The 20,927-nt window shown below is 62.6% G+C and carries 31 protein-coding genes; all 31 read right to left on the minus strand.

Annotated elements, in window-relative coordinates; translation table 11 throughout:
- Positions 1-168: 168 nt before the first annotated feature.
- A complete protein-coding gene (rplO, locus tag OPU69_RS16565) occupies positions 169-669 on the minus strand; it encodes a 50S ribosomal protein L15 (protein ID WP_060979879.1) in 501 nt (166 codons plus the stop codon).
- Positions 670-837: 168 nt separating this feature from the next.
- On the minus strand, positions 838-1,014 hold the full coding sequence (gene rpmD / locus OPU69_RS16570) for a 50S ribosomal protein L30 (protein ID WP_023837771.1): 177 nt from the start codon (positions 1,012-1,014) through the stop codon (positions 838-840).
- A gap of 5 nt (positions 1,015-1,019) precedes the next feature.
- A complete protein-coding gene (gene rpsE, locus OPU69_RS16575; protein WP_060979878.1) occupies positions 1,020-1,724 on the minus strand; it encodes a 30S ribosomal protein S5 in 705 nt (234 codons plus the stop codon).
- Positions 1,725-1,727: 3 nt separating this feature from the next.
- Positions 1,728-2,078 carry a 50S ribosomal protein L18 gene (gene rplR, locus OPU69_RS16580; protein WP_060979877.1) on the minus strand — a complete coding sequence of 117 codons (351 nt, stop codon included), beginning with the start codon at positions 2,076-2,078 and terminating at the stop codon, positions 1,728-1,730.
- A gap of 3 nt (positions 2,079-2,081) precedes the next feature.
- Positions 2,082-2,615, minus strand: a complete 534-nt coding sequence (gene rplF, locus OPU69_RS16585) for a 50S ribosomal protein L6 (RefSeq protein ID WP_031318019.1) — start codon at positions 2,613-2,615, stop codon at positions 2,082-2,084.
- Between the two features lies 1 nt (position 2,616).
- Positions 2,617-3,012, minus strand: a complete 396-nt coding sequence (gene rpsH / locus OPU69_RS16590) for a 30S ribosomal protein S8 (protein WP_060979876.1) — start codon at positions 3,010-3,012, stop codon at positions 2,617-2,619.
- Between the two features lie 12 nt (positions 3,013-3,024).
- Positions 3,025-3,330 (minus strand): 30S ribosomal protein S14, encoded by a 306-nt coding sequence (gene rpsN / locus OPU69_RS16595; RefSeq protein WP_023837776.1) that lies wholly within the window; start codon positions 3,328-3,330, stop codon positions 3,025-3,027.
- A 42-nt stretch (positions 3,331-3,372) separates the two neighbouring features.
- Complete coding sequence (rplE, locus tag OPU69_RS16600) at positions 3,373-3,954, minus strand: 50S ribosomal protein L5 (RefSeq protein ID WP_034515879.1); 582 nt, start codon at positions 3,952-3,954, stop codon at positions 3,373-3,375.
- Positions 3,947-4,267: a 50S ribosomal protein L24 gene (gene rplX / locus OPU69_RS16605; RefSeq protein ID WP_023837778.1), complete on the minus strand. Its 321-nt coding sequence runs from the start codon at positions 4,265-4,267 to the stop codon at positions 3,947-3,949. The genes rplE and rplX overlap by 8 nt, the downstream gene beginning before the upstream one ends.
- 2 nt (positions 4,268-4,269) lie before the next feature.
- Positions 4,270-4,638, minus strand: a complete 369-nt coding sequence (rplN, locus tag OPU69_RS16610) for a 50S ribosomal protein L14 (protein WP_023837779.1) — start codon at positions 4,636-4,638, stop codon at positions 4,270-4,272.
- A 56-nt stretch (positions 4,639-4,694) separates the two neighbouring features.
- Positions 4,695-4,964: a 30S ribosomal protein S17 gene (rpsQ, locus tag OPU69_RS16615; protein ID WP_023837780.1), complete on the minus strand. Its 270-nt coding sequence runs from the start codon at positions 4,962-4,964 to the stop codon at positions 4,695-4,697.
- A gap of 10 nt (positions 4,965-4,974) precedes the next feature.
- Positions 4,975-5,181, minus strand: a complete 207-nt coding sequence (rpmC, locus tag OPU69_RS16620) for a 50S ribosomal protein L29 (RefSeq protein WP_060979875.1) — start codon at positions 5,179-5,181, stop codon at positions 4,975-4,977.
- Positions 5,181-5,615 (minus strand): 50S ribosomal protein L16, encoded by a 435-nt coding sequence (rplP, locus tag OPU69_RS16625; protein ID WP_498512568.1) that lies wholly within the window; start codon positions 5,613-5,615, stop codon positions 5,181-5,183. Before rplP ends, rpmC begins: the two co-directional genes overlap by 1 nt.
- A gap of 30 nt (positions 5,616-5,645) precedes the next feature.
- Positions 5,646-6,344 carry a 30S ribosomal protein S3 gene (rpsC, locus tag OPU69_RS16630; RefSeq protein ID WP_023837783.1) on the minus strand — a complete coding sequence of 233 codons (699 nt, stop codon included), beginning with the start codon at positions 6,342-6,344 and terminating at the stop codon, positions 5,646-5,648.
- Positions 6,345-6,347: 3 nt separating this feature from the next.
- Positions 6,348-6,725 (minus strand): 50S ribosomal protein L22, encoded by a 378-nt coding sequence (gene rplV, locus OPU69_RS16635; RefSeq protein ID WP_060979874.1) that lies wholly within the window; start codon positions 6,723-6,725, stop codon positions 6,348-6,350.
- Complete coding sequence (rpsS, locus tag OPU69_RS16640) at positions 6,725-7,000, minus strand: 30S ribosomal protein S19 (RefSeq protein WP_023837785.1); 276 nt, start codon at positions 6,998-7,000, stop codon at positions 6,725-6,727. The genes rplV and rpsS overlap by 1 nt, the downstream gene beginning before the upstream one ends.
- A gap of 3 nt (positions 7,001-7,003) precedes the next feature.
- Entirely contained in the window at positions 7,004-7,840 is an 837-nt protein-coding gene (gene rplB / locus OPU69_RS16645) for a 50S ribosomal protein L2 (RefSeq protein WP_060979873.1), read from the minus strand.
- 30 nt (positions 7,841-7,870) lie between these two features.
- On the minus strand, positions 7,871-8,182 hold the full coding sequence (locus OPU69_RS16650; RefSeq protein ID WP_060979872.1) for a 50S ribosomal protein L23: 312 nt from the start codon (positions 8,180-8,182) through the stop codon (positions 7,871-7,873).
- The gene (rplD, locus tag OPU69_RS16655; RefSeq protein ID WP_060979871.1) at positions 8,175-8,801 is read right to left on the minus strand and encodes a 50S ribosomal protein L4; all 627 of its coding nucleotides are present in this window, start codon (positions 8,799-8,801) and stop codon (positions 8,175-8,177) included. Before rplD ends, OPU69_RS16650 begins: the two co-directional genes overlap by 8 nt.
- A 6-nt stretch (positions 8,802-8,807) precedes the next feature.
- The gene (rplC, locus tag OPU69_RS16660) at positions 8,808-9,566 is read right to left on the minus strand and encodes a 50S ribosomal protein L3 (protein ID WP_031318022.1); all 759 of its coding nucleotides are present in this window, start codon (positions 9,564-9,566) and stop codon (positions 8,808-8,810) included.
- A gap of 253 nt (positions 9,567-9,819) precedes the next feature.
- Complete coding sequence (rpsJ, locus tag OPU69_RS16665) at positions 9,820-10,131, minus strand: 30S ribosomal protein S10 (protein ID WP_017670443.1); 312 nt, start codon at positions 10,129-10,131, stop codon at positions 9,820-9,822.
- Positions 10,132-10,270: 139 nt separating this feature from the next.
- Positions 10,271-11,461 (minus strand): elongation factor Tu, encoded by a 1,191-nt coding sequence (gene tuf, locus OPU69_RS16670; RefSeq protein ID WP_060979870.1) that lies wholly within the window; start codon positions 11,459-11,461, stop codon positions 10,271-10,273.
- 155 nt (positions 11,462-11,616) lie between these two features.
- Entirely contained in the window at positions 11,617-13,692 is a 2,076-nt protein-coding gene (gene fusA, locus OPU69_RS16675) for an elongation factor G (protein ID WP_060979906.1), read from the minus strand.
- A 259-nt stretch (positions 13,693-13,951) separates the two neighbouring features.
- Positions 13,952-14,422, minus strand: coding sequence for a 30S ribosomal protein S7 (gene rpsG / locus OPU69_RS16680; protein WP_023837792.1), 471 nt, complete (start codon positions 14,420-14,422; stop codon positions 13,952-13,954).
- A 101-nt stretch (positions 14,423-14,523) separates the two neighbouring features.
- Entirely contained in the window at positions 14,524-14,895 is a 372-nt protein-coding gene (rpsL, locus tag OPU69_RS16685; RefSeq protein ID WP_017670439.1) for a 30S ribosomal protein S12, read from the minus strand.
- Between the two features lie 207 nt (positions 14,896-15,102).
- A complete protein-coding gene (locus tag OPU69_RS16690; protein ID WP_066271158.1) occupies positions 15,103-16,371 on the minus strand; it encodes a cyclic di-GMP phosphodiesterase in 1,269 nt (422 codons plus the stop codon).
- A 157-nt stretch (positions 16,372-16,528) separates the two neighbouring features.
- Positions 16,529-17,152, minus strand: a complete 624-nt coding sequence (locus OPU69_RS16695) for a peptidylprolyl isomerase (RefSeq protein WP_498512575.1) — start codon at positions 17,150-17,152, stop codon at positions 16,529-16,531.
- Positions 17,149-18,654: an Asp-tRNA(Asn)/Glu-tRNA(Gln) amidotransferase subunit GatB gene (gene gatB / locus OPU69_RS16700; RefSeq protein ID WP_498512577.1), complete on the minus strand. Its 1,506-nt coding sequence runs from the start codon at positions 18,652-18,654 to the stop codon at positions 17,149-17,151. Before gatB ends, OPU69_RS16695 begins: the two co-directional genes overlap by 4 nt.
- A complete protein-coding gene (locus OPU69_RS16705) occupies positions 18,651-19,076 on the minus strand; it encodes a type II toxin-antitoxin system VapC family toxin (protein WP_060979867.1) in 426 nt (141 codons plus the stop codon). The genes gatB and OPU69_RS16705 overlap by 4 nt, the downstream gene beginning before the upstream one ends.
- Positions 19,073-19,375 carry an AbrB/MazE/SpoVT family DNA-binding domain-containing protein gene (locus tag OPU69_RS16710; protein ID WP_060979866.1) on the minus strand — a complete coding sequence of 101 codons (303 nt, stop codon included), beginning with the start codon at positions 19,373-19,375 and terminating at the stop codon, positions 19,073-19,075. The genes OPU69_RS16705 and OPU69_RS16710 overlap by 4 nt, the downstream gene beginning before the upstream one ends.
- Before the next feature lie 65 nt (positions 19,376-19,440).
- Positions 19,441-20,925 carry an Asp-tRNA(Asn)/Glu-tRNA(Gln) amidotransferase subunit GatA gene (gene gatA, locus OPU69_RS16715; protein ID WP_498512580.1) on the minus strand — a complete coding sequence of 495 codons (1,485 nt, stop codon included), beginning with the start codon at positions 20,923-20,925 and terminating at the stop codon, positions 19,441-19,443.
- Positions 20,926-20,927 lie beyond the last annotated feature (2 nt).

Raw genomic sequence — 20,927 nt, forward strand, 5'->3', positions numbered from 1 at the left:
CCATGCTGGCGCGTGGCCGAAAATTCTGTCCGAAGCGCCTAAGCCCCCGCGCCTGTCCGCCCCAGCGACAACAGAGCGCAGCGATACCGCCTTGGGGCGCTTCAAGCAAGACGCCCCGCGCTCACCATATCGGGAGGCGGGGCGTGCTTGACAAGCCGACCTTCGAGGTCAGGCTTTCTTTTCGCGTTCCGGCTTGCGATAGGGCTCGCGCGGAGCGATGATTTCGACCTTGCCGCCGGCCTTTTCGATGGCTTCGACCGCCGATTTCGACGCGCCGGCCACCGCGAAGGTCACCTTGGCGGTCAGTTCGCCCTTGGCGAGCAGACGCACGCCATCCTTGCCGCCGCGCGACAGACCGGCAGCGCGCAGCGCAGCCTGATCGACAGTGCCATCGGTGGCGAGCTTGCCGGCATCGATGAACTTCTGGATCATGCCCAGGTTGACGATGTCAAAGTCCTTGCCGAACGGATTGTTGAAGCCGCGCTTCGGAATGCGCATGTGGAGCGGCATCTGGCCGCCTTCAAATCCGGCGATCGACACGCCCGAGCGGCTGGTCTGGCCCTTCTGGCCGCGACCGCTGGTCTTGCCCTTGCCCGAACCGATGCCGCGTCCAACGCGCATACGGCCCTTGCGGGCGCCCTTGTTGTCGTTGATTTCGTTCAGTTTCATGGTTGCACTCGCTTTCGCTTTGTTCGCGCCAAATAAAAACTCTCTCCCCTTCAGGGGAGAGATACGCAGCCTTGCCAGCGTGCTGGCTAGGCGCAGTAGAGAGGGGCAGACGTCAACGCAAGTCCCCTCTCCCAACCCTCTCCCCTTCAGGGGAGAGGGCTAGTGAGATCAGTCGACGATGGTCACCATGTGACGGACCTTCTGGATCATGCCGCGAATTTCGGGCGTGTCCGTGTGTTCCACCACGCGGTTCATCTTGCCGAGGCCCAGGCCAGCCAGCACCTTGCGCTGCGATTCCGGGCGACGGATCGGCGATCCGGTCTGCTTTACCTTGATGGTTGCCATGTCGATTACTCCGTGATCGCGGCGGCTTCGACCTCGGCGACAGCAGCCGATGCTCCGCCACGGCCCAGCAGGTCGGCAACCTTCTTGCCACGACGCGCTGCCACCGACTTGGGGCTGGTCTGTTCGCCGAGCGCCTCGAAGGTCGCGCGGATCATGTTATAGGGGTTCGAGGTGCCGTTGGACTTGGTCACAACGTCGGCCACGCCCAGGCTTTCGAACACGGCGCGCATCGGACCACCGGCGATGATGCCGGTACCCTGGGGCGCGCTGCGCAGCGTCACCTTGCCGGCACCGAAATGGCCCTTGCCATCATGGTGCAGCGTGCGGCCTTCCTTGAGCGGGACGCGGATCATCTTCTTCTTGGCAGCGGCGGTCGCCTTGCTGATGGCTTCAGGCACTTCGCGTGCCTTGCCATGGCCGAAGCCCGCACGACCCTGACCGTCGCCGACCACGACCAGCGCCGCGAAACCGAAGCGCTTGCCGCCCTTGACGGTCTTCGACACGCGGTTGATGTGGACGAGCTTCTCGATCAGCTCTTCGCCCTGCTCTTCATCGCGCTTGTTGCGATCGTCGCGACGGCCACGGCCACCGCGCTCGCCGCCACGATCGTTGCCGCCACGGCCGCGACCGCGACCACCACGGCCCTGACGCTGCTCACCCTGGGGGAAGCCGTCGGTGCCGCCTTCTGCGTTGTTCAGTTCATCTGCCATCGCTTAAAACTCCAGACCGCCTTCGCGAGCGGCATCGGCCAGGGCCTTGACCCGGCCATGAAAAATGAAACCGCCACGGTCGAAGACAACGGTGGTGACACCGGCCTGCTTGCCGGCCTCCGCGATCTTCTTGCCAACGGCAATCGCATCGGCGACGGTCGCGCCGGTGCCCTTGCTGCCCTTGGTCAGCGTCGATGCCGAAGCCAGCGTCTTGCCGGCGGCGTCATCGATGATCTGCGCGTAGATGTGCTTGCCGGTGCGATGCACCGAAAGACGGGGACGTCCACCTGCCCGGGCCCGCAGCGAAGTGCGGACGCGCTGACGGCGACGATCGAACAAAGAGAGCTTCGCCATGGCTTACTTCTTCTTCCCTTCCTTGCGGAAGATAAACTCGCCCGCATATTTGATACCCTTGCCCTTGTAGGGCTCCGGCTTGCGCCAGCGACGGATCTCGGCAGCCACCTGGCCCACCTTCTGGCGATCGCTGCCCGAGATGTGGATGGTGGTCTGGTCCGGGGTCTTGATGTCGATGCCATCGGGGATGGCGAAATCGACGTCATGGCTGTAGCCGAGCTGCAGCTTGAGGTTGCTGCCCTGCACGTTGGCACGATAGCCGACGCCGGTGATGTTCAGCGTCTTGGTGAAACCTTCGGTCACGCCGACCACCAGGTTCTGCACCAGCGTGCGCTGCATGCCCCAGAACGCGCGAGCGCGACGGGTGCCGTTGGCCGGCTTCACCGACAGCTCACCATCGGTGAGGTCATAGGTGATGTCGGGAACGGTCGGCATCGACAGTTCGCCCTTGGGGCCCTTCATGGTGATGACACCATCGCCCATGGTGGCGGTGACGCCTGCGGGAATTGCCACAGGCTTTTTACCAATGCGGCTCATATCAGAATACCTCCGCCAGCACCTCGCCGCCGACATTCTGTTCGCGCGCTTCAGCGTCGGACAGAACACCGCGGGGGGTGGATACGATGGTGATGCCAAGGCCGTTGCGCACGATCGGCAGTTCCTTGGAACCCGAATAGACGCGGCGGCCAGGCTTGGACACGCGCGCGACATGCTTGATCGCGGGCTGGCCCTCGAAATACTTCAGCTCGATGCGCAGGCCCTTGTGGCGGCCCAGCAGCTCCTCGCTATATCCGCGGATATAGCCTTCGCGCTGCAGCACGTCGAGAACGCGGGCGCGCAGGTTCGACGCCGGCGACATCACGCTGTCCTTCCTGGCCTGCTGGCCATTGCGGATGCGGGTGAGCATATCGCCCAGAGGATCGGTCATTGCCATATCATCAAATCCTTACCAGCTGGACTTCGTAACGCCCGGGATCAGGCCCTTGTTGGCCAGATCACGCAGCTCGATACGGCAGAGCCCGAACTTGCGGTAATAAGCGCGCGGACGACCGGTGGTGTTGCAACGGTTGCGCACGCGCGTGGGGTTCGCGTTGCGGGGCAGCTCGGCCATCTTCAGCCGGGCGATCAGACGCTCGGTCTCATCCAGGCTGGTGTCTTCTGCCTTCGCACGGAGACGCGCATAACGGCCAGCATATTGCTTGACCATCTTCTTGCGACGCTCGTTCTTGTTGATGGAACTCAGTTTCGCCATGACTTAAGTTCTCGCCTTTCTAAAATGCGAGACGGTAGGCAATCAAGCCGCCGCCTTTTCCTGGGTTTCCTCAACCGGGAACGGGAAGCCGAAGAGGCGCAGCAGTTCGCGCGCTTCATCGTCCGTCTTGGCGGTCGTGGTCACGATGATGTCCATTCCACGCACAGCGTCGATCTGATCGTAGCTGATTTCGGGGAAAATGATCTGCTCCTTCAGGCCCATGGCATAGTTGCCACGACCGTCGAAGCTCTTGGGGTTCAGGCCGCGGAAGTCGCGGATGCGCGGCATCGCGATCGTCACCAGACGATCGAGAAACTCGTACATGCGCTCCTTGCGCAGGGTCACCTTGCAGCCGATCGGCATGCCTTCGCGCAGCTTGAACTGGGCGATCGACTTGCGCGCCTTGGTGATCACGGGCTTCTGGCCAGCGATCAGCTCCATTTCAGCAGCGGCGGTGGTCACCTTCTTCTTGTCCTGGCTGCCTTCGCCGACACCCATGTTGATGGTGATCTTTTCCAGCTTGGGAACCTGCATCGGGTTCTTGTAGCCGAACTTTTCCTGCATCGCCTTGGCGATGACGTCGTCATAGCGCTGACGCAGACGGGGCACGTACTTATCAGCCATCGATCTTCTCCCCGGACTTCACGGCCACGCGGACCTTCTTGCCGTCGACGGTCTCGAAGCGGACGCGCGTGGGCGCACCGGTCTTCGGATCGGCCACGGCGACCTTGGAAATGTGCAGCGGAGCCTCGACGCGGTCCAGGCCACCCTGGGGGTTCGCCTGGCTCGGCTTGCGATGGCGGACCATCACGTTCAGGCCCGAAACGACGACCTTGTCGTCCTTCGGCATCACCTTGGTGACGGTACCGTTGCGGCCCTTGTCCTTGCCGGACAGGACGACGACCTTGTCACCCTTTTTGATCTTAGCGCTCGCCATGATTACAGCACCTCCGGAGCCAGCGAGATGATCTTCATGTGCTTGCGCGCGCGCAGCTCACGGACCACCGGGCCAAAAATACGGGTGCCGATGGGCTCATCGTTCTTGTTGATGAGCACGGCAGCGTTGCTGTCGAAGCGGATGACGCTGCCGTCGGCGCGGCGCACGTCCTTGGCGGTGCGCACGATGACGGCGCGGTGCACGTCACCCTTTTTCACGCGGCCGCGCGGAGCGGCTTCCTTGACGGAGACGACGATGATGTCGCCTACGCCGGCGAAGCGACGCTTCGATCCGCCGAGAACCTTGATGCACTGGACGCGCTTCGCGCCACTGTTGTCAGCGACATCAAGATTGGATTGCATCTGGATCATGGATCCGTTTCCTTCTTGTCTGGCTTGCCGGAACCGGTCCGGCAGTTCCTAATGGCTTACGCTTCGCTCGAAGCTTCGGGCGCCTTGTGGGTGTTCACCCGATCCAGCACCTTCCAGGTCTTCAGCTTGGAAATCGGAGCCGTCTCCTCGATGCGGACGGTTTCGCCTTCCTTGAAGCTGTTGTTCTCGTCATGCGCGTGATACTTTTTCGAACGACGGATGATCTTCCCGTACAGCGGGTGCTTCACCTTGCGCTCGACATTCACCACCACGGTCTTGTCGCCCTTGTCGGAGACCACCGTTCCGGTCAGAACTCGTTTCGGCATATCGGCCTCCTTACTTGGCTGCAGTGCGAGCGCGCTCGCTCTGCAGGGTCTTGATGCGGGCAATCGTGCGACGCACTTCGCGGACGCGTGCGGGACGCTCCAGCTGGTTGGTCGCGGCCTGGAAGCGCAGGTTGAACGCTTCCTTCTTCAGCGCGCCCAGTTCAGCGGTCAGCTGATCGTCGGTCTTCTGCTGAAGGTCTTCAAATATCTTGCTCATCACTCACCTCCCAGGTGCGACGTATCGCCCAGGCGCGCCACGACCCTGGTCTTGATCGGCAGCTTCATCGCTGCACGCTCGAACGCCACGGCGGCGATCGGACCGGGGACGCCATCCAGTTCGAACAGGATGCGGCCGGGCTTCACGCGGGCTGCCCAATATTCGACCGAACCCTTGCCCTTGCCCTGACGGACTTCGGCGGGCTTCTTGGTCACCGGCACGTCGGGGAACACGCGGATCCACAAACGTCCCTGACGCTTGATGTGACGCGTGATCGCACGACGGGCGGCTTCGATCTGGCGCGCGGTAATCCGCTCGGGCTCCAGCGCCTTCAGGCCGTACGACCCGAAATTGAGGCTGGTTCCGCCCGGCGCATTGCCGCTGATCCGGCCCTTGAAAGCCTTGCGGAACTTCATTTTCTTCGGTTGCAGCATGATGCTCTACCTTGTCTGTCTGTTCTGGGCTCAGCGGGCCGGGCGGACGCCGGAAGTCTGCGCTTCCATCATCAGCCGGTCCTGCGCCATCGGATCGTGACCAAGGATTTCCCCCTTGAAGATCCAGCACTTGATGCCGATGATGCCGTACGCGGTCAGCGCCTCGGCTTCGGCATAGTCGACATTGGCACGCAGCGTGTGCAGCGGAACGCGGCCTTCGCGATACTGCTCGGTGCGGGCGATTTCGGCGCCGCCGAGACGGCCGCCGCACATCACCTTGATGCCTTCTGCGCCCAGACGCATCGCCGACTGCATCGCGCGCTTCATCGCACGACGGAAGGCAACGCGGCGGATCAGCTGGTCGGCAATGCCCTGCGCGACGAGCTTGGCGTCGATTTCGGGCTTGCGGATCTCGACGATGTTGAGCTTGACCTCACCACCTTCGATCAGACCTTCCAGCGTCTTGCGCAGCTTCTCGATGTCCGCGCCCTTCTTGCCGATGATGACACCGGGACGAGCAGCGTAGATCGAGACGCGGCACAGCTTGGCCGGGCGCTCGATGACCACCTTGGAGATCGCGGCCTGGGGCAGCGTCTTCATGATGTACTTGCGCAGCTCGATATCTTCCTTGAGCAGACGCGCATAATCGCGACCTTCGGCGAACCAGCGGCTGTCCCAGGTGCGGTTGATCTGCAGACGCAGGCCAATCGGATTGCTCTTGTGACCCATGGCTTACGCTTCCTCTTGTTCGCGCACGACGATGCGCAGGCGGCTGAACGGCTTCACGATGCGGCTGGAACGGCCACGTGCACGGGTCATGAACCGCTTCATCGTGATCGCCTTGCCAACGCTCGCTTCAGCGACGACCAGCGCGTCGACATCGAGGTTGTGGTTGTTTTCCGCGTTGGCAATAGCCGACGCGAGGACCTTCTTGGCGTCGACAGCCATGGCCTTCTTCGAGAAGGACAGGATGTTCATCGCCTCTTCGGCCTTCTTGCCACGGATCAGGGCAGCCACGAGGTTGAGCTTCTGCGCCGAACCACGGATGGTGGTGCCGACGGCCAACGCCTCATTTTCGCCCACGCGGCGCGGAGATTTTGCCTTGCCCATTAGCGCTTGCCCTTCTTGTCAGCAGCGTGGCCAGGGAAGGTGCGGGTCGGAGCGAATTCGCCCAGCTTGTGACCCACCATGTCTTCGTTGACCGCCACGGGAATGAATTTGTGGCCGTTGTACACGTTGAACGTCAGGCCGACGAACTGCGGCAGGATCGTCGAACGACGCGACCAGGTCTTGATCGGAGCACGGCCGCCAGCGTCCTGCGCCGCTTCTGCCTTCTTCAGCAGATACAGGTCGAAGAACGGCCCTTTTTTGATGGAGCGAGCCATGACTTACCTCTTCTTCTTCGCGTGACGCGACCGGATGATCATCTTGTCGGTCGACTTGTTCTTACGAGTGCGCATGCCCTTGGTCGGCTTGCCCCACGGCGTGACCGGATGACGGCCACCCGAGGTGCGGCCTTCACCACCACCATGCGGGTGATCGACCGGGTTCTTGGCAACACCGCGGGTCAGCGGGCGCTTGCCCATCCAGCGCTTGCGACCAGCCTTGGCGAAGTTCTGGTTGCTGTTGTCGGGGTTGGAAACCGCGCCCACGGTGCCCATGCAGGCGCCGGGGATGTAACGCTGTTCGCCCGAGTTCAGACGGACCATCACCATGCCGCGGTCACGACCGACGACCTGTGCATAGGTGCCTGCCGAACGTGCGATCTGACCGCCCTTGCCCGGCTTCATCTCCACATTGTGGATGATGGTGCCGACCGGCATCTGTGCCAGCTTCATGGCGTTGCCCGGCTTCACGTCGGTCTTTTCGCCGGCGATCACGGTGTCGCCCACGGCCAGACGCTGCGGCGCCAGGATGTAAGCCAGTTCGCCATCTTCGTACTTGATCAGCGCGATGAAGGCGGTGCGGTTGGGATCATATTCGATCCGCTCCACGGTGCCGGGAACATCGAGCTTGCGACGCTTGAAGTCGACAATGCGGTAACGCTGCTTGTGGCCGCCGGCGATGCCGCGCGAGGTCACGTGACCCTTGTTGTTGCGGCCACCGGTCTTGCGCTTGCCTTCGGTCAGCGCCTTGACCGGGCCACCCTTGTACAGGTCGCTGCGGTCGACAAGGATCAGGCCGCGACGGCCCGGGCTTGTCGGATTATAGGATTTGAGTGCCATATCTGTATCCTGTCAGCTTGCCGACCGCGCTCAGACGCCGGTGGTGACGTCGATCGACTGGCCTTCGGCCAGGCGAACAACGGCTTTCTTGATGTCGGTGCGGGTATAGGGACGACCCTTCCAGCGCTTGGTCTTGCCCTTCTGGACGAGGGTGTTGACACCCACGACCTTGACATCGAACAGCGCTTCGACCGCAGCCTTGATCTGCGGCTTGGTGGCGTCCTGGCTGACCTTGAAGACCACCGAGTTGCTTTCGCTGAGCAGCGTCGACTTTTCGGTGATGTGCGGGGCCACGATCACGTCATAATGACGGGTATCGATGGTGTCGGATTTCTTAGCCATTGAACCGGGCCTCCAGCTTTTCAACAGCGGCGCGGGTCAGCACCAGCGTATCGTGTTTCAGGATGTCATAGACATTGGCACCGACGGCGGGCAGCACGTTCAGACCGATCAGGTTGGCCGAAGCCTTCTTGAAATTGTCGTTCACGGCATCGCCATCGATGAACAGCGCCTTCTTGCCCAGGCCGAGCTTGCCGAGCTGAGCAGCCAGCGCCTTGGTCTTGGCTTCGCCGAGATCGAGCGATTCCACGACGATCAGGCTTTCGCTGGCGACCTTCGAGGAAAGCGCCATCTTCAGGCCGAGCGCGCGGACCTTCTTGTTGAGCGCGGGGTTGAAGTCACGGACGCGGGGACCGTGAGCCTTACCACCGCCGACGAAGATCGGGGCACGACGATCGCCGTGACGCGCGGTACCGCCGCCCTTCTGACGACCGAACTTCTTGCCGGTGCGCGCAACATCGCTGCGCTCGCGGGCCGCACGGGCGGTGCCGCGGCGGTTTTCGAGCTGCCAGGTGATCACACGGTGCAGAATGTCTGCACGCGGGGTCACGCCGAACACGTCATCGGCGAGTTCGATGTCGCCCTTGGCAGTGGCGTCGAGGGTTTGAACCTTGAGCTTCATGACCGATTAACCCTCCTGGCCGTCGGTTGCTTCCACGGCAGCCACGTCTTCAGCAGGCGTGTCGGCGGGAGCATTGTCGTTATTGCCCGCAGCAGAGCGGATCGCCGCGGGGTACGGAGCGTCGGCGTGGCGCGGAACCTTGACGGCATCGCGAACCATCAGCCAACCACCCTTCGAACCGGGGACCGAGCCCTTGACGAAGATCAGGCCGCGCGCCTCGTCGGTGCGGACGACTTCCAGGTTCTGCTGGGTGCGCTGACGGTCACCCATGTGACCGGCCATCTTCTTGTTCTTGAAGACCTTGCCCGGATCCTGGCGCTGACCGGTCGAACCGTGTGCACGGTGCGAGATCGAGACACCATGCGATGCGCGCATGCCCCCGAAGCCCCAGCGTTTCATGGCGCCGGCAAAGCCCTTGCCCTGGGTGTGGCCGGTAATGTCGACCAGCTGACCGGGGATGAAGTGGTTGGCGGAAATGGTGGCGCCCACGTCCAGGATCGCATCGTCGGCGACGCGGAACTCGGCCATCAGCATCTTGGGAGCGACTTCTGCCTTGGCAAAATGCTCGCGCTGCGGCTTGTTGACGTTCTTGGGCTTGGCAGCTCCGGCACCCAGCTGGACAGCGACGTAACCGTCACGGTCCTGGTTCTTCACCGAAACCACCTGGCAATCTTCTAGCGACAGGACGGTGACGGGCACGTGCCGGCCATCTTCCTGAAACAGGCGGGTCATCCCGACTTTTTTCGCGATCACGCCAGTGCGCATGATCATTCTCCCAATAGAGGCCCGTCTGCGTGATTGCTCGCGGGCGTATCCAACGAAAAACCCCCAAGGCGTGAACCTTGAGGGCCAACCCGAATTTTGATGATCACCCCGTCCGGGTTGGCTTTTTCCATATGCCCGAAGGCAGACCGGAAAAGACGGGGGACCAGAGCCGCAGCAATGGCTGCGCGGTATCCCTTAGGCCCCTGCCCTGTCGGGCAGAGATGCCCGGACCTGGGCCCGGGCGTTACTGGCCTCAGGCCAGCTTGATCTCGACGTTGACGCCAGCGGCCAGCTCGAGCTTCATCAGAGCATCGACAGTGGCCGGGGTCGGCTGAACGATATCCAGCAGACGCTTGTAGGTGCGCACCTCGAACTGCTCGCGCGACTTCTTGTCGACATGCGGGCCGCGGTTCACGGTGAACTTCTCGATGCGCGTCGGCAGCGGAATGGGACCACGAATGAGAGCGCCGGTGCGGCGGGCGGTGTCGGCGATGTCGCCGGTCGCCTGATCGAGCACGCGATGATCAAATGCCTTGAGGCGAATACGGATATTCTGCGTTTCCATTACCACTTTACCGATGCGAAAGAGCGAAAAACAAACCGCCCCAGAAACCCGTTGATCCCTGGTGGGACCGAACGCCGGGGCGGCCTATAAAAATTCCATCTCCCGGACGAATCAGTTCCGTCCGGGAGATGGCCCTATATTACTTGGTGATCGTGCTGACAACCCCCGAACCGACGGTACGGCCACCTTCGCGAATTGCGAAGCGCAGACCCGGATCCATCGCGATGGGAGCAATCAGCTTCACGCCGATCGTCACGTTGTCGCCCGGCATCACCATTTCGGTGCCCTCGGGCAGGATCACTTCACCGGTCACGTCGGTCGTGCGGAAGTAGAACTGCGGACGATAGTTGGCGAAGAACGGCGTGTGACGGCCACCTTCGTCCTTCGACAGCACGTAGACTTCTGCGTTGAACTCGGTGTGCGGCGTAACCGAACCGGGCTTGCAGAGAACCTGACCACGCTCGACTTCTTCACGGGCAACGCCGCGAACCAGTGCGCCGATGTTGTCGCCAGCTTCACCCTGGTCGAGCAGCTTGCGGAACATTTCGACGCCGGTCACGACGGTCTTGCGGGTGTCCTTCAGACCGACGATTTCGACTTCTTCGCCAACCTTGACGATGCCGGTTTCGACGCGGCCGGTCACAACGGTACCACGACCCGAGATCGAGAACACGTCTTCCACGGGCATCAGGAACGGCTTGTCGACGGGGCGAGCCGGCTGCGGGATGTACGAGTCAACAGCCGCCATCAGCGCGTTGATCGAGTCCTTGCCGATATTGTCGTCGCGACCTTCGAGAGCGGCCAGAGCCGAACCCTTGACGATCGGAATATCGTCGCCGGGGAAGTCGTACGAGCTGAGCAGTTCACGAACTTCGAGTTCGACGAGCTCGAGGATTTCCTCGTCATCGACCTGGTCGACCTTGTTCATGTACACGACCAGCGCGGGCACGCCGACCTGACGGGCGAGCAGGATGTGCTCGCGGGTCTGCGGCATCGGGCCGTCAGCAGCGTTCACCACCAGGATCGCGCCGTCCATCTGGGCGGCACCGGTGATCATGTTCTTCACATAGTCAGCGTGACCCGGGCAGTCGACGTGCGCATAGTGACGGGCTTCGGTTTCATATTCGACGTGTGCGGTCGAAATGGTGATGCCGCGCTCGCGCTCTTCGGGAGCCTTGTCGATGTTCGCATAATCGGTGAAGGTCGCGCCGCCGGTTTCAGCGAGCACCTTGGTGATGGCTGCGGTCAGCGTGGTCTTGCCATGGTCGACGTGACCGATGGTACCGATATTGCAGTGCGGCTTGGTCCGCTCAAATTTAGCCTTGGCCATTTTTTCCTACCTTCGTTCTTTACTATCTGTGGGATAGTCCGGGCCGCGCTCTGGCCGGACTGCCCAAAACTGTCAACACCCTAATGAAAGCCCGACGCGCGTATCAGCGCGATTCGGCGGGCTAAGGTCGAGCGCCTATAGCGATTATGCCCGGCTTATGCCAGCTTCTCCTTGACCTCGGCCGCGACATTCGCCGGGACCTCGTCATAGTGAGAGAACTGCATCGTGTACTGCGCACGTCCCTGGGTGAAGGAACGCAGCTGGTTCACGTATCCGAACATGTTTGCGAGCGGCACGATCGCTTCCACCGCCTGCGCGTTGCCGCGCGTGTCGGTGCCCTGGATCTGGCCACGACGGCTGTTCAAGTCGCCGATGACATCGCCCAGATAATCTTCCGGGGTGACCACCTCGACCTTCATGATCGGCTCGAGCAGCTTGATGCCGGCCTTCTGCGCGGCTTCGCGCATACCTGCACGGCCCGCGATTTCGAACGCCAACGCCGACGAGTCGACGTCATGGTACGCACCGTCATACAGCTCGATCTCGAAGTCGATGATCGGGAAGCCGACCAGCGAGCCCGAAGCCGCCGTCTCGCGCATGCCCTTTTCGACAGCCGGGATATATTCCTTCGGAATGTTACCGCCCTTGACCGAGTCGACAAAGGTGATGCCCGCTCCGCGCTCGCCCGGCGTCAGCTTGAACTTGATGCGACCGAACTGACCCGAACCACCCGACTGCTTCTTGTGGGTGTAGTCGATGTCCACCGGCTTGGCGAGATATTCACGATACGCCACCTGCGGCGCACCCACGTTCGCTTCCACCTTGAACTCGCGCTTCATGCGGTCGACCAGGATTTCCAGGTGAAGTTCACCCATGCCCTTGATGATCGTCTGGCCGCTTTCGACATCCGACGACACGCGGAACGACGGGTCTTCGCGGGCAAGGCGGTTGAGCGCCACGCCCATCTTTTCCTGGTCGGCCTTGGTCTTGGGCTCGACCGACAGCTCGATCACCGGCTCGGGGAATTCCATCCGCTCGAGGATGATCGGCGCGTTCGAAGCGCAGAGCGTGTCCCCGGTGGTGGTTTCCTTCAGACCCGCCAGAGCAACGATGTCCCCGGCATAGGCTTCCGAAATGTCTTCGCGGCTGTTGGCATGCATCAGCAGCATGCGGCCAACTTTTTCCTTCTTGTCCTTGACCGAGTTGGTCACCGAGGTGCCGGCTTCCAGCTTGCCCGAATAGATGCGGGCGAAGGTCAGCGTTCCGACGAACGGGTCGTTCATGATCTTGAACGCCAGCGCGCTGAACGGCGCATCGTCGGCGGGCGGACGGGTGTCCTTGGTCTCGCCGTCGAGCTTGACGCCTTCCACATCGGGAATGTCGAGCGGCGAAGGCAGATAGTCGACGACCGCGTCGAGCAGCGGCTGCACGCCCTTGTTCTTGAACGCCGAGCCGCACAGCACGGGGACGAACGAGAAGTTCAGCGTGCCCTTGCGGATCAGCTTCTTGATGGTGTCGGCGTCGGGCTCGTTGCCTTCCAGATACTGTTCCATCACCGCATCGTCCTGTTCGACGACGGTTTCGATCAGCTCGGCGCGCGCGGCTTCGGCGGCATCCTTCAGATCATCGGGGATGTCGGTATAGTCGAACTTCGCGCCCAGCGCTTCGTTCTGCCAGACGATGGCGCGGTTGTGCACCAGGTCGACCAGGCCGATGAACGAGCTTTCGATGCCGATCGGGAGATACAGCACCAGCGGACGCGCACCGAGACGGTCGCGGATCATCTCGACGCAGCGCTCGAAGCTCGCACCGGTACGGTCCAGCTTGTTGACGAAGCACATGCGGGGAACGCGATACTTCTCGGCCTGGCGCCACACGGTTTCCGACTGCGGCTCAACGCCGGCCACACCATCGAAACAGGCGACCGCGCCATCGAGCACGCGGAGCGAACGCTCGACTTCGATGGTGAAGTCCACGTGGCCCGGGGTGTCGATGATGTTGATGCGGTGATCGTTCCAGAAACAGGTCGTCGCAGCCGACGTGATCGTGATGCCGCGCTCCTGCTCCTGCTCCATCCAGTCCATGGTCGCAGCGCCGTCGTGCACTTCGCCGATCTTGTACGACTTGCCGGTATAATAGAGAATCCGCTCGGTCGTGGTGGTCTTGCCCGCATCGATATGGGCCATGATGCCGATATTGCGGTACTTCTCCAGGGGATGGCTGCGTGCCATGATCTCAAACTCCAAGATTTGGGGGCGTAATTTGCCGCGCCCTATAATGAAGCCCCGGCGCTTTGACCAGCGCGAATTGGCTCATGACGGGATGCAGCTCACTCCCCTCTCCACCAACGGAAGAGGGCATCTCGAACAGGCCCGGACACGAACCTGCTCCTTAGTCAAAAGGGGGTGACGACACCGATATGGTGCGCCCTCCCCTTTTCGGCAACACACGGTTGCTGCGTCCTCTCCCCATCAAAGGAGAGGACACATATTACCAGCGATAGTGCGAGAAGGCACGGTTCGCTTCGGCCATGCGGTGCGTGTCTTCACGCTTCTTGACCGCATTGCCGCGGTTGTTGGCGGCATCGAGCAGCTCGCCCGACAGACGCGCGGCCATCGTGGTTTCGCTGCGGTTGCGCGCAGCCGAGATCAGCCAGCGGATGGCGAGAGCCTGGGCGCGCTCGGGACGCACCTCGACGGGGACCTGATAGGTCGCACCACCGACGCGGCGGCTGCGCACTTCGATGCCGGGCTTCACGTTGTTCAGCGCATCGTGGAACATCGGCAGCGGGTCGGCCTTGGCCTTGGTCTGCATGGTTTCCAGCGCACCATAGACGATGCGTTCAGCGACGGACTTCTTGCCGTCCAGCATCAGGTTGTTCATGAACTTCGAGAGCGTCAGATCCCCGAACTTGGGATCGGGAAGGATGACGCGCTTTTCCGGGCGACGACGACGAGACATAGGTAACTCCTGAAAAAGTTGGACCACTCAACAGGGGCAGATGGATCCCGGATAAGATCGCTTCTGGCGATCTTTCCGGGATGATCCGTCCCCCGGACGGATCACTTCGGACGCTTGGCGCCGTACTTCGAACGGCTCTGCTTGCGGTCCTTGACACCCTGGGTATCGAGGACGCCGCGCAGCACGTGATAGCGCACACCGGGAAGGTCGCGCACGCGGCCGCCGCGGATGAGCACCACCGAGTGCTCCTGCAGGTTGTGGCCTTCACCCGGAATGTAGGTGATGACTTCGCGGCTGTTGGTCAGACGGACCTTGGCCACCTTGCGCAGCGCCGAGTTCGGCTTTTTCGGGGTCGTCGTGTAGACGCGGGTGCAAACGCCACGCTTCTGCGGGTTTGCATCCATTGCGGGCACCTTGGACTTCGCCTTCTGGGGTACCCGGCCCTTGCGGACCAGCTGGTTGATCGTTGGCATGTTTCTCTTCACCTGGTTGGTAGAGTATGAGGTTACTCTGCCGCCCGATACGTGACCTGCATGCGATGGTGTCGCACGCCGATATGGTGGAGGCTCCGCCTGTTGCCCACCCGCACCTTGCGCCAGTGTTCTGCTTGGTTTCGGTCGATACGGCCCTGAAGGCCCCGGCGATCGAAGCGCGGCCCTTAGCGGTGTTTGGCCGCGCGGTCAAGCCGCTGCGGACAGGCCCTGCGCCTTGGCGAGCACCGAGGACCGCAAGGCGGCCCAGTCCTCGAAATGCCAGAAATCGGGACGTTCGATCCCCAGAATCTGCGGTCCCTGGTCGGGCCGGACGATCAGCTCCTGCGGCTTGATCTGCTGTAGCCGCGACGTGCAATAGAAGGGAAGCACCCGGATGGCCAACAATTCTTCCGGGCAATTGTCGACGATCAGCGCCAGCCGGTGATCATTGAGCCGCACCAGCCCGCCTGCGGGATAGAGCCCCAGCGAGTTGATGAACACGCCCATCAGCCGCTCGTCGAAATGGCCCTGCCACTGGCCCATGCGGCCCAGTGCCATGGCCGGGGTCCACGGGTCCTTGTACGGACGGTTGGACGTGACCGCGTCATAGACATCGCAGATCGCGCCCATGCGCGCTGCCATGCTGATCTCGTCGCCCGCCAGGCCGAACGGATAACCGGTGCCGTCGATCTTCTCGTGATGGTGCAGGCACACGTCGCGCGCCATATCGGGCACGTCGGGATTGTCGCCGATCAGCGCATGGCCGCGCTCGGGATGCGTACGGATGGTCGAGAATTCCTCGTCGGTCAGCCGGCCCGTCTTGTCGAGGATCATCTGCGGCACCGCCATTTTGCCGAGATCGTGGAGCAGCCCGGACATGCCCATATGGCGGATCGTGGTCTCATCGAGGTCCAGCTTGCGTGCCATGTTGATCATCAGCGCGCACACCGCGACCGAGTGCATATAGGTATATTCGTCCTTGCTCTTCAGCCGGACGAGATTGGTCAGCGCCTTGTTGTTGCGCTCCACCGACTCGCGAATCTCGTCGATCAGCGGGGCGACATCCTTGATCTTGATCGCCTGCCCCATGCGCGCGGCCTCGAACATCGCGCCGACCTGCTTCTTCGATTTCTCGACGATCCTGGCGGCGCGCTTGGCCTCCTGCTTGAAGCCGGTGTTCTTGGCCGCGACCGAGGGCGGCGTATAGCGCGTCGCCATGGGATTGGGCTGGGTCGCGAGACGACGGACCGGCTCGGGTACCACCGGTGTCAGGCTGGGGCGATCAATCCGCGGGGCCAGGCCGCGCTCGTCATCGACGATGACCGCCTCGACCTTGCTTTCGCGGATTTTCACGAGGTCGTCCTCGTCCTCGATGACGAACTTCTTGCGCCAGAACGGGTGATCGAACCACGAGCCGACAAAGCCGTGGACGAACATCCCCAATTCTACCCGATCTGGCTTGATATGCTGAAGCATCCGCCCATCCGCCCCTGTGACAGCCCCCCTTGCAACAGGCCGGGCAAGCCGAGTTGCAAAGATTTCATCAGGTGTCTTGGCGGAAAAACATTAACCGAGAGTAATAAGCGGACGACTCGGCACGATTTTACACTCCCCATTTGGGGGGGGTGTTTCATTATGGAGCGGTGACGCGGCGGGCGCTGAAGATGCGCACCGGACTGCCGGGCATTTCGCCGGCGAACACGCCGCCGACCGTCTTGGCAGGATCGATCGGCGTGTCGAGAATGCGCGTCAGCACCTCGCGCCCCTTCACCACCTTGGCAAAGGCCGCATAGCCGAGATTGTCGCCCGGGGCGGACGGATTGGCATCCAGTCCGGTCTGAGCGCCCAGCATGATCGTGAACTCGCCGCGCGCCGATCCCGGCTCGAACCGCGCGACCGACAGCACGCCATCGGTATGGCTGAGCCCGGTCTGGGTGGTCGGCTCGTGCGCGATCGGCGGCAGCATGCGCTTGGGATCGCCAAGCCCGCCGAACTGCACGAAGCCGAAATTGTCAGCCGCCTTGACCACGCGATAGAAGACCACGCCGTCGAGCATCTTCTTGTCGACATAGGCGAGGAAGTTCTTGCCCGTGATCGGCGCGTGGCGCGTGTCCACCTCGACCGTCAGGTTGCCGACATCGGTGGCGATCTCGACCAGCGGCAGCGGCGGTGCGGGATCGGCGGCAGGCGCATCCTGCGCGAACGCGGGCGCAAGCAGCGCCAGCGTCGCTGCGATCAGCGCCAGCCAGCGCGTCATGCGGATAGCGCCTTTTTCAGCTGCTCGTTGACCAGCTGCGGATTGCCCTTGCCCTGCATCGCTTTCATCGTCTGGCCGACGAAGAAGCCGAACAAAGCTTCCTTGCCGCCCTTGTACTGCTCGACCTTGTCGGCATTGTCGGCCAGCACCTTGGCAATCGCGGCATCGATCGCGCCGGTGTCCGAGGTCTGCTTGAGGCCGCGCTCCTCGACGATCTTGCCCGCCGCATCGCCGGTCTCGAGCATGATCTCGAACACCTGCTTGGCGATGGTGCCCGAAATCGTGCCGCTGGCGACCAGCGCGAGCAACTCGGCCCCGGCGGCCTGGCTAACCGGGCTGTCCTCGATCGTCTTGCCCAGCCGGTTGAGCGCGCCGTAGAGCTCGGACAGCAGCCAGTTGGCCGCGGCCTTGGCCACCTCGGCCTCCGGCTTGCCCTGCGCCTTGGCGCATTCGGCGAGCAGCCCCTCGAACCAGCGCGCGGTCTCCGCCTCGGCGGTCAGCACCGCTGCATTATAGGCCGAAAGCCCCAGTTCGCTCTCATAGCGCTTGCGCTTGGCATCGGGCAGTTCGGGCAGCGAGGCCTTGCACTCGTCGAGAAACGCATCGTCGAGCTCGAGCGGCAGCAGGTCGGGATCGGGGAAATAGCGATAGTCGTGCGCATCTTCCTTCGAGCGCATTGAGCGGGTCTCGTTCTTGTCCGGATCGTAGAGCCGCGTTTCCTGGACGATCGTCCCGCCGCTTTCGAGCACGTCGACCTGGCGGTTCGCCTCATGCTCGATCGCCGCCATCACATAGCGCACCGAGTTGACGTTCTTCGTCTCGGTCCGCGTGCCGAATTCGTCGCCGGGCTTGCGCACCGAGACGTTGACGTCGGCGCGCATCGAGCCTTCTTCCATATTGCCGTCGCACGAACCGACATAGCGCAGGATCGTGCGCAGCTTCTTCAGATACGCCCCCGCCTCTGCCGGAGAGCGCATGTCGGGGCGCGAGACGATTTCCATCAGCGCGACGCCCGAACGGTTGAGGTCGACATAGCTCATCGTCGGGTGCTGATCGTGCATCAGCTTGCCGGCATCCTGTTCGACATGGATGCGCTCGATGCCGATCGTCTTGGTCGCGGCATCGGGGTTCTTCTCGTCAAGGCTGATCTCGACCGCGCCCTCGCCCACCAGCGGGTGGTAGAGCTGGCTGATCTGATAGCCCTGCGGCAGATCGGCATAGAAATAGTTCTTGCGGTCGAAACGCGACCAGCGGTTGATCTGCGCGCCGATCGCCATGCCGGTGCGTACAGCCTGGCGGATGCATTCCTTGTTCGGCACGGGCAGCATGCCGGGCATTGCGGCATCGACAAGGCTGACCTGCGCATTGGGCTCGGCGCCGAATGCGGTCGCTGCGCCAGAAAAGAGCTTGGCTTTGCTGGTGACCTGCGCGTGCACCTCAAGGCCGATCACGACCTCCCATTCACCGGTGGCACCCTGGATACGATAGGTTGATTCAGTCATTCTGTGTCCGTTTCAGGCGTAATGAGAGGAACTTGCGGGAAATAGCTGCGATAGAAGCGTGGATCGCGGGTCAGGATGGTCGCGCCGATGGCTTGCGCATGGCCACCGATGAGGAAATCCGGCAGAATATTGGACACGATGTCCTTATTCGCGCGGCGGCGCTCACGATAGACCGCAAATGCTTCCCCTGCCGAGAAAGCCGCTTCCGGAGTGAGTTCGGTCAAGCGCGCGCCGATCGTCTCGATATTGTCCATGAACTTCGCCAGCGAACCAAGCCGGGGCGCCACCTCCGCCACGGCAACCACGTTCACCAAGAGCTCATCGGTTTCGCTGGCATGCTCGGCGGCTTGCGACGACCAGGCGTACCAGCCCTGCTCCGGCCCGAACAGATCGATCAGCACATTGGAATCGACCAGGATCACGGTTCCCAATCGCCCCGGAGCTCGCGCATATATTCGTCGGTCGTCAGGCCCTGCAGATCGATGGTTCCGCGAACCTTTTCCAAAGCCTGACGAAAACGCGTCCTGCGTTGCTCCGGCGTGTCTCCATTGCCATGCTCAGGAGGCAGGATCACCGTCTCACCGCGGTCGTTGATGCCGACGCGGACCGGTCCATTGGGGATCAGGCCGTTGAGATCGCGAACGACCTTGGGGATAAGGACCTGCCCCTTGCTCGTCATGTTGACGAGCGTTTCATGTTCGATCTTGCTATGGGCGTTCATGGCAGTTCTCCGGTGTTACCGAAAGTAACACCTCGCTGTGGCCAGCGCAATCGCCGGGCATGGGATCACCACCAGCGCTCGGGCCGCGCCGTGAATCCGGCGCGTTCCTCGATCGCCAGACCTGCATTGAGCACGCCCTGCTCGTCGAGCGGCTTGCCGATAATCTGCAGGCCGAGCGGCAGCCCCATGCTGTCGAGCCCACCGGGCACCGACATCGCAGGCAGACCCGCGAGCGAGGCGGGCACCGCGAACACGTCGTTCAGATACATCGCGATCGGATCGTCGCTATTCTCTCCCAGCCCGAACGCCGCGCTCGGCGCAGTGGGTGCAAGCAGCACGTCGCAATGCTCCCAGACCTGCGCGAAATCGCGGGCGATCAGCGCGCGGACCTTCTGCGCCTGGGTATAATAGGCGTCGTAGAAACCGGCGGACAGCACATAGGTGCCGATCATGATGCGGCGCTTGACCTCGGGGCCGAAACCGGCGGCGCGCGTCGCGGCATACATGTCCTGCAGGCCTGCACCATCGGGCAGGTTGCGCTGGCCATAGCGCACGCCGTCATAGCGCGCGAGGTTGGACGAGGCCTCAGCGGGCGCGATGATATAATAAGCGGGCAGCGCATAGCGGGTGTGCGGCAGCGACACCTCCACGATTTCGGCACCGGCGTCACGCAGCCATTCGGCACCCTTGTCCCAGATCGCGGCAATCTCGGCATTCATGCCGTCCATGCGATATTCCTTGGGAATACCCACGCGCTTGCCTTTGAGATTGCTCGACAATCCGGCTTCCCACTGCGGCACCGGCAGGTCGAGCGAGGTCGAATCCTTGGGGTCGAAACCGCTCATCGCCTCGAGCATGATCGCGCAGTCGCGCACGTCGCGCGCCATGGGGCCTGCCTGATCGAGCGACGAGGCAAAGGCGATCACGCCCCAGCGCGAGCAGCGGCCATAGGTCGGTTTGATGCCGCTGATGCCGGTGAACGCGGCGGGCTGGCGGATCGACCCGCCGGTATCGGTGCCGGTCGCAGCCGGGCACAACCGTGCGGAAATCGCGGCCGAGCTGCCGCCGGATGAACCACCGGGAGCCAGCGGTGCATTGCCGCCATCGTTGCGCCGCCAGGGCGAGATGACATTGCCGAACGCACTGGTCTCGTTCGACGATCCCATCGCGAACTGGTCCATGTTGAGCTTGCCCAGCATGCCTGCGCCCGCGTCCCACAGCTTCTGGCTGACGGTCGATTCATAGGTGGGCTTGAAGCCGTTGAGGATCTCGCTCGCTGCGCGCGCCTCTACGCCGACGGTGCAGAACAGGTCCTTCATGCCGATCGGCACCCCGGCCATGATCGGCAGTTCCTCGCCCGCCGCGCGCTTCGCGTCGATTGCGTCGGCGGCCGCCAGCGCGTGTTCGGGCGTGTCGATCAGAAAGGCGTTGAGCGCCTTGGCCTCGGCCACATTGGCATTGAATGCGGTCGCGACTTCGCGCGCGCTGAAGGTACCGGCGCGCACGCCGTTGCGGATGTCGGCAACGCCGAGATCGGTAAGGTCGGTCATGG

The organism is Blastomonas sp. 34TW, assembly GCF_059803595.1.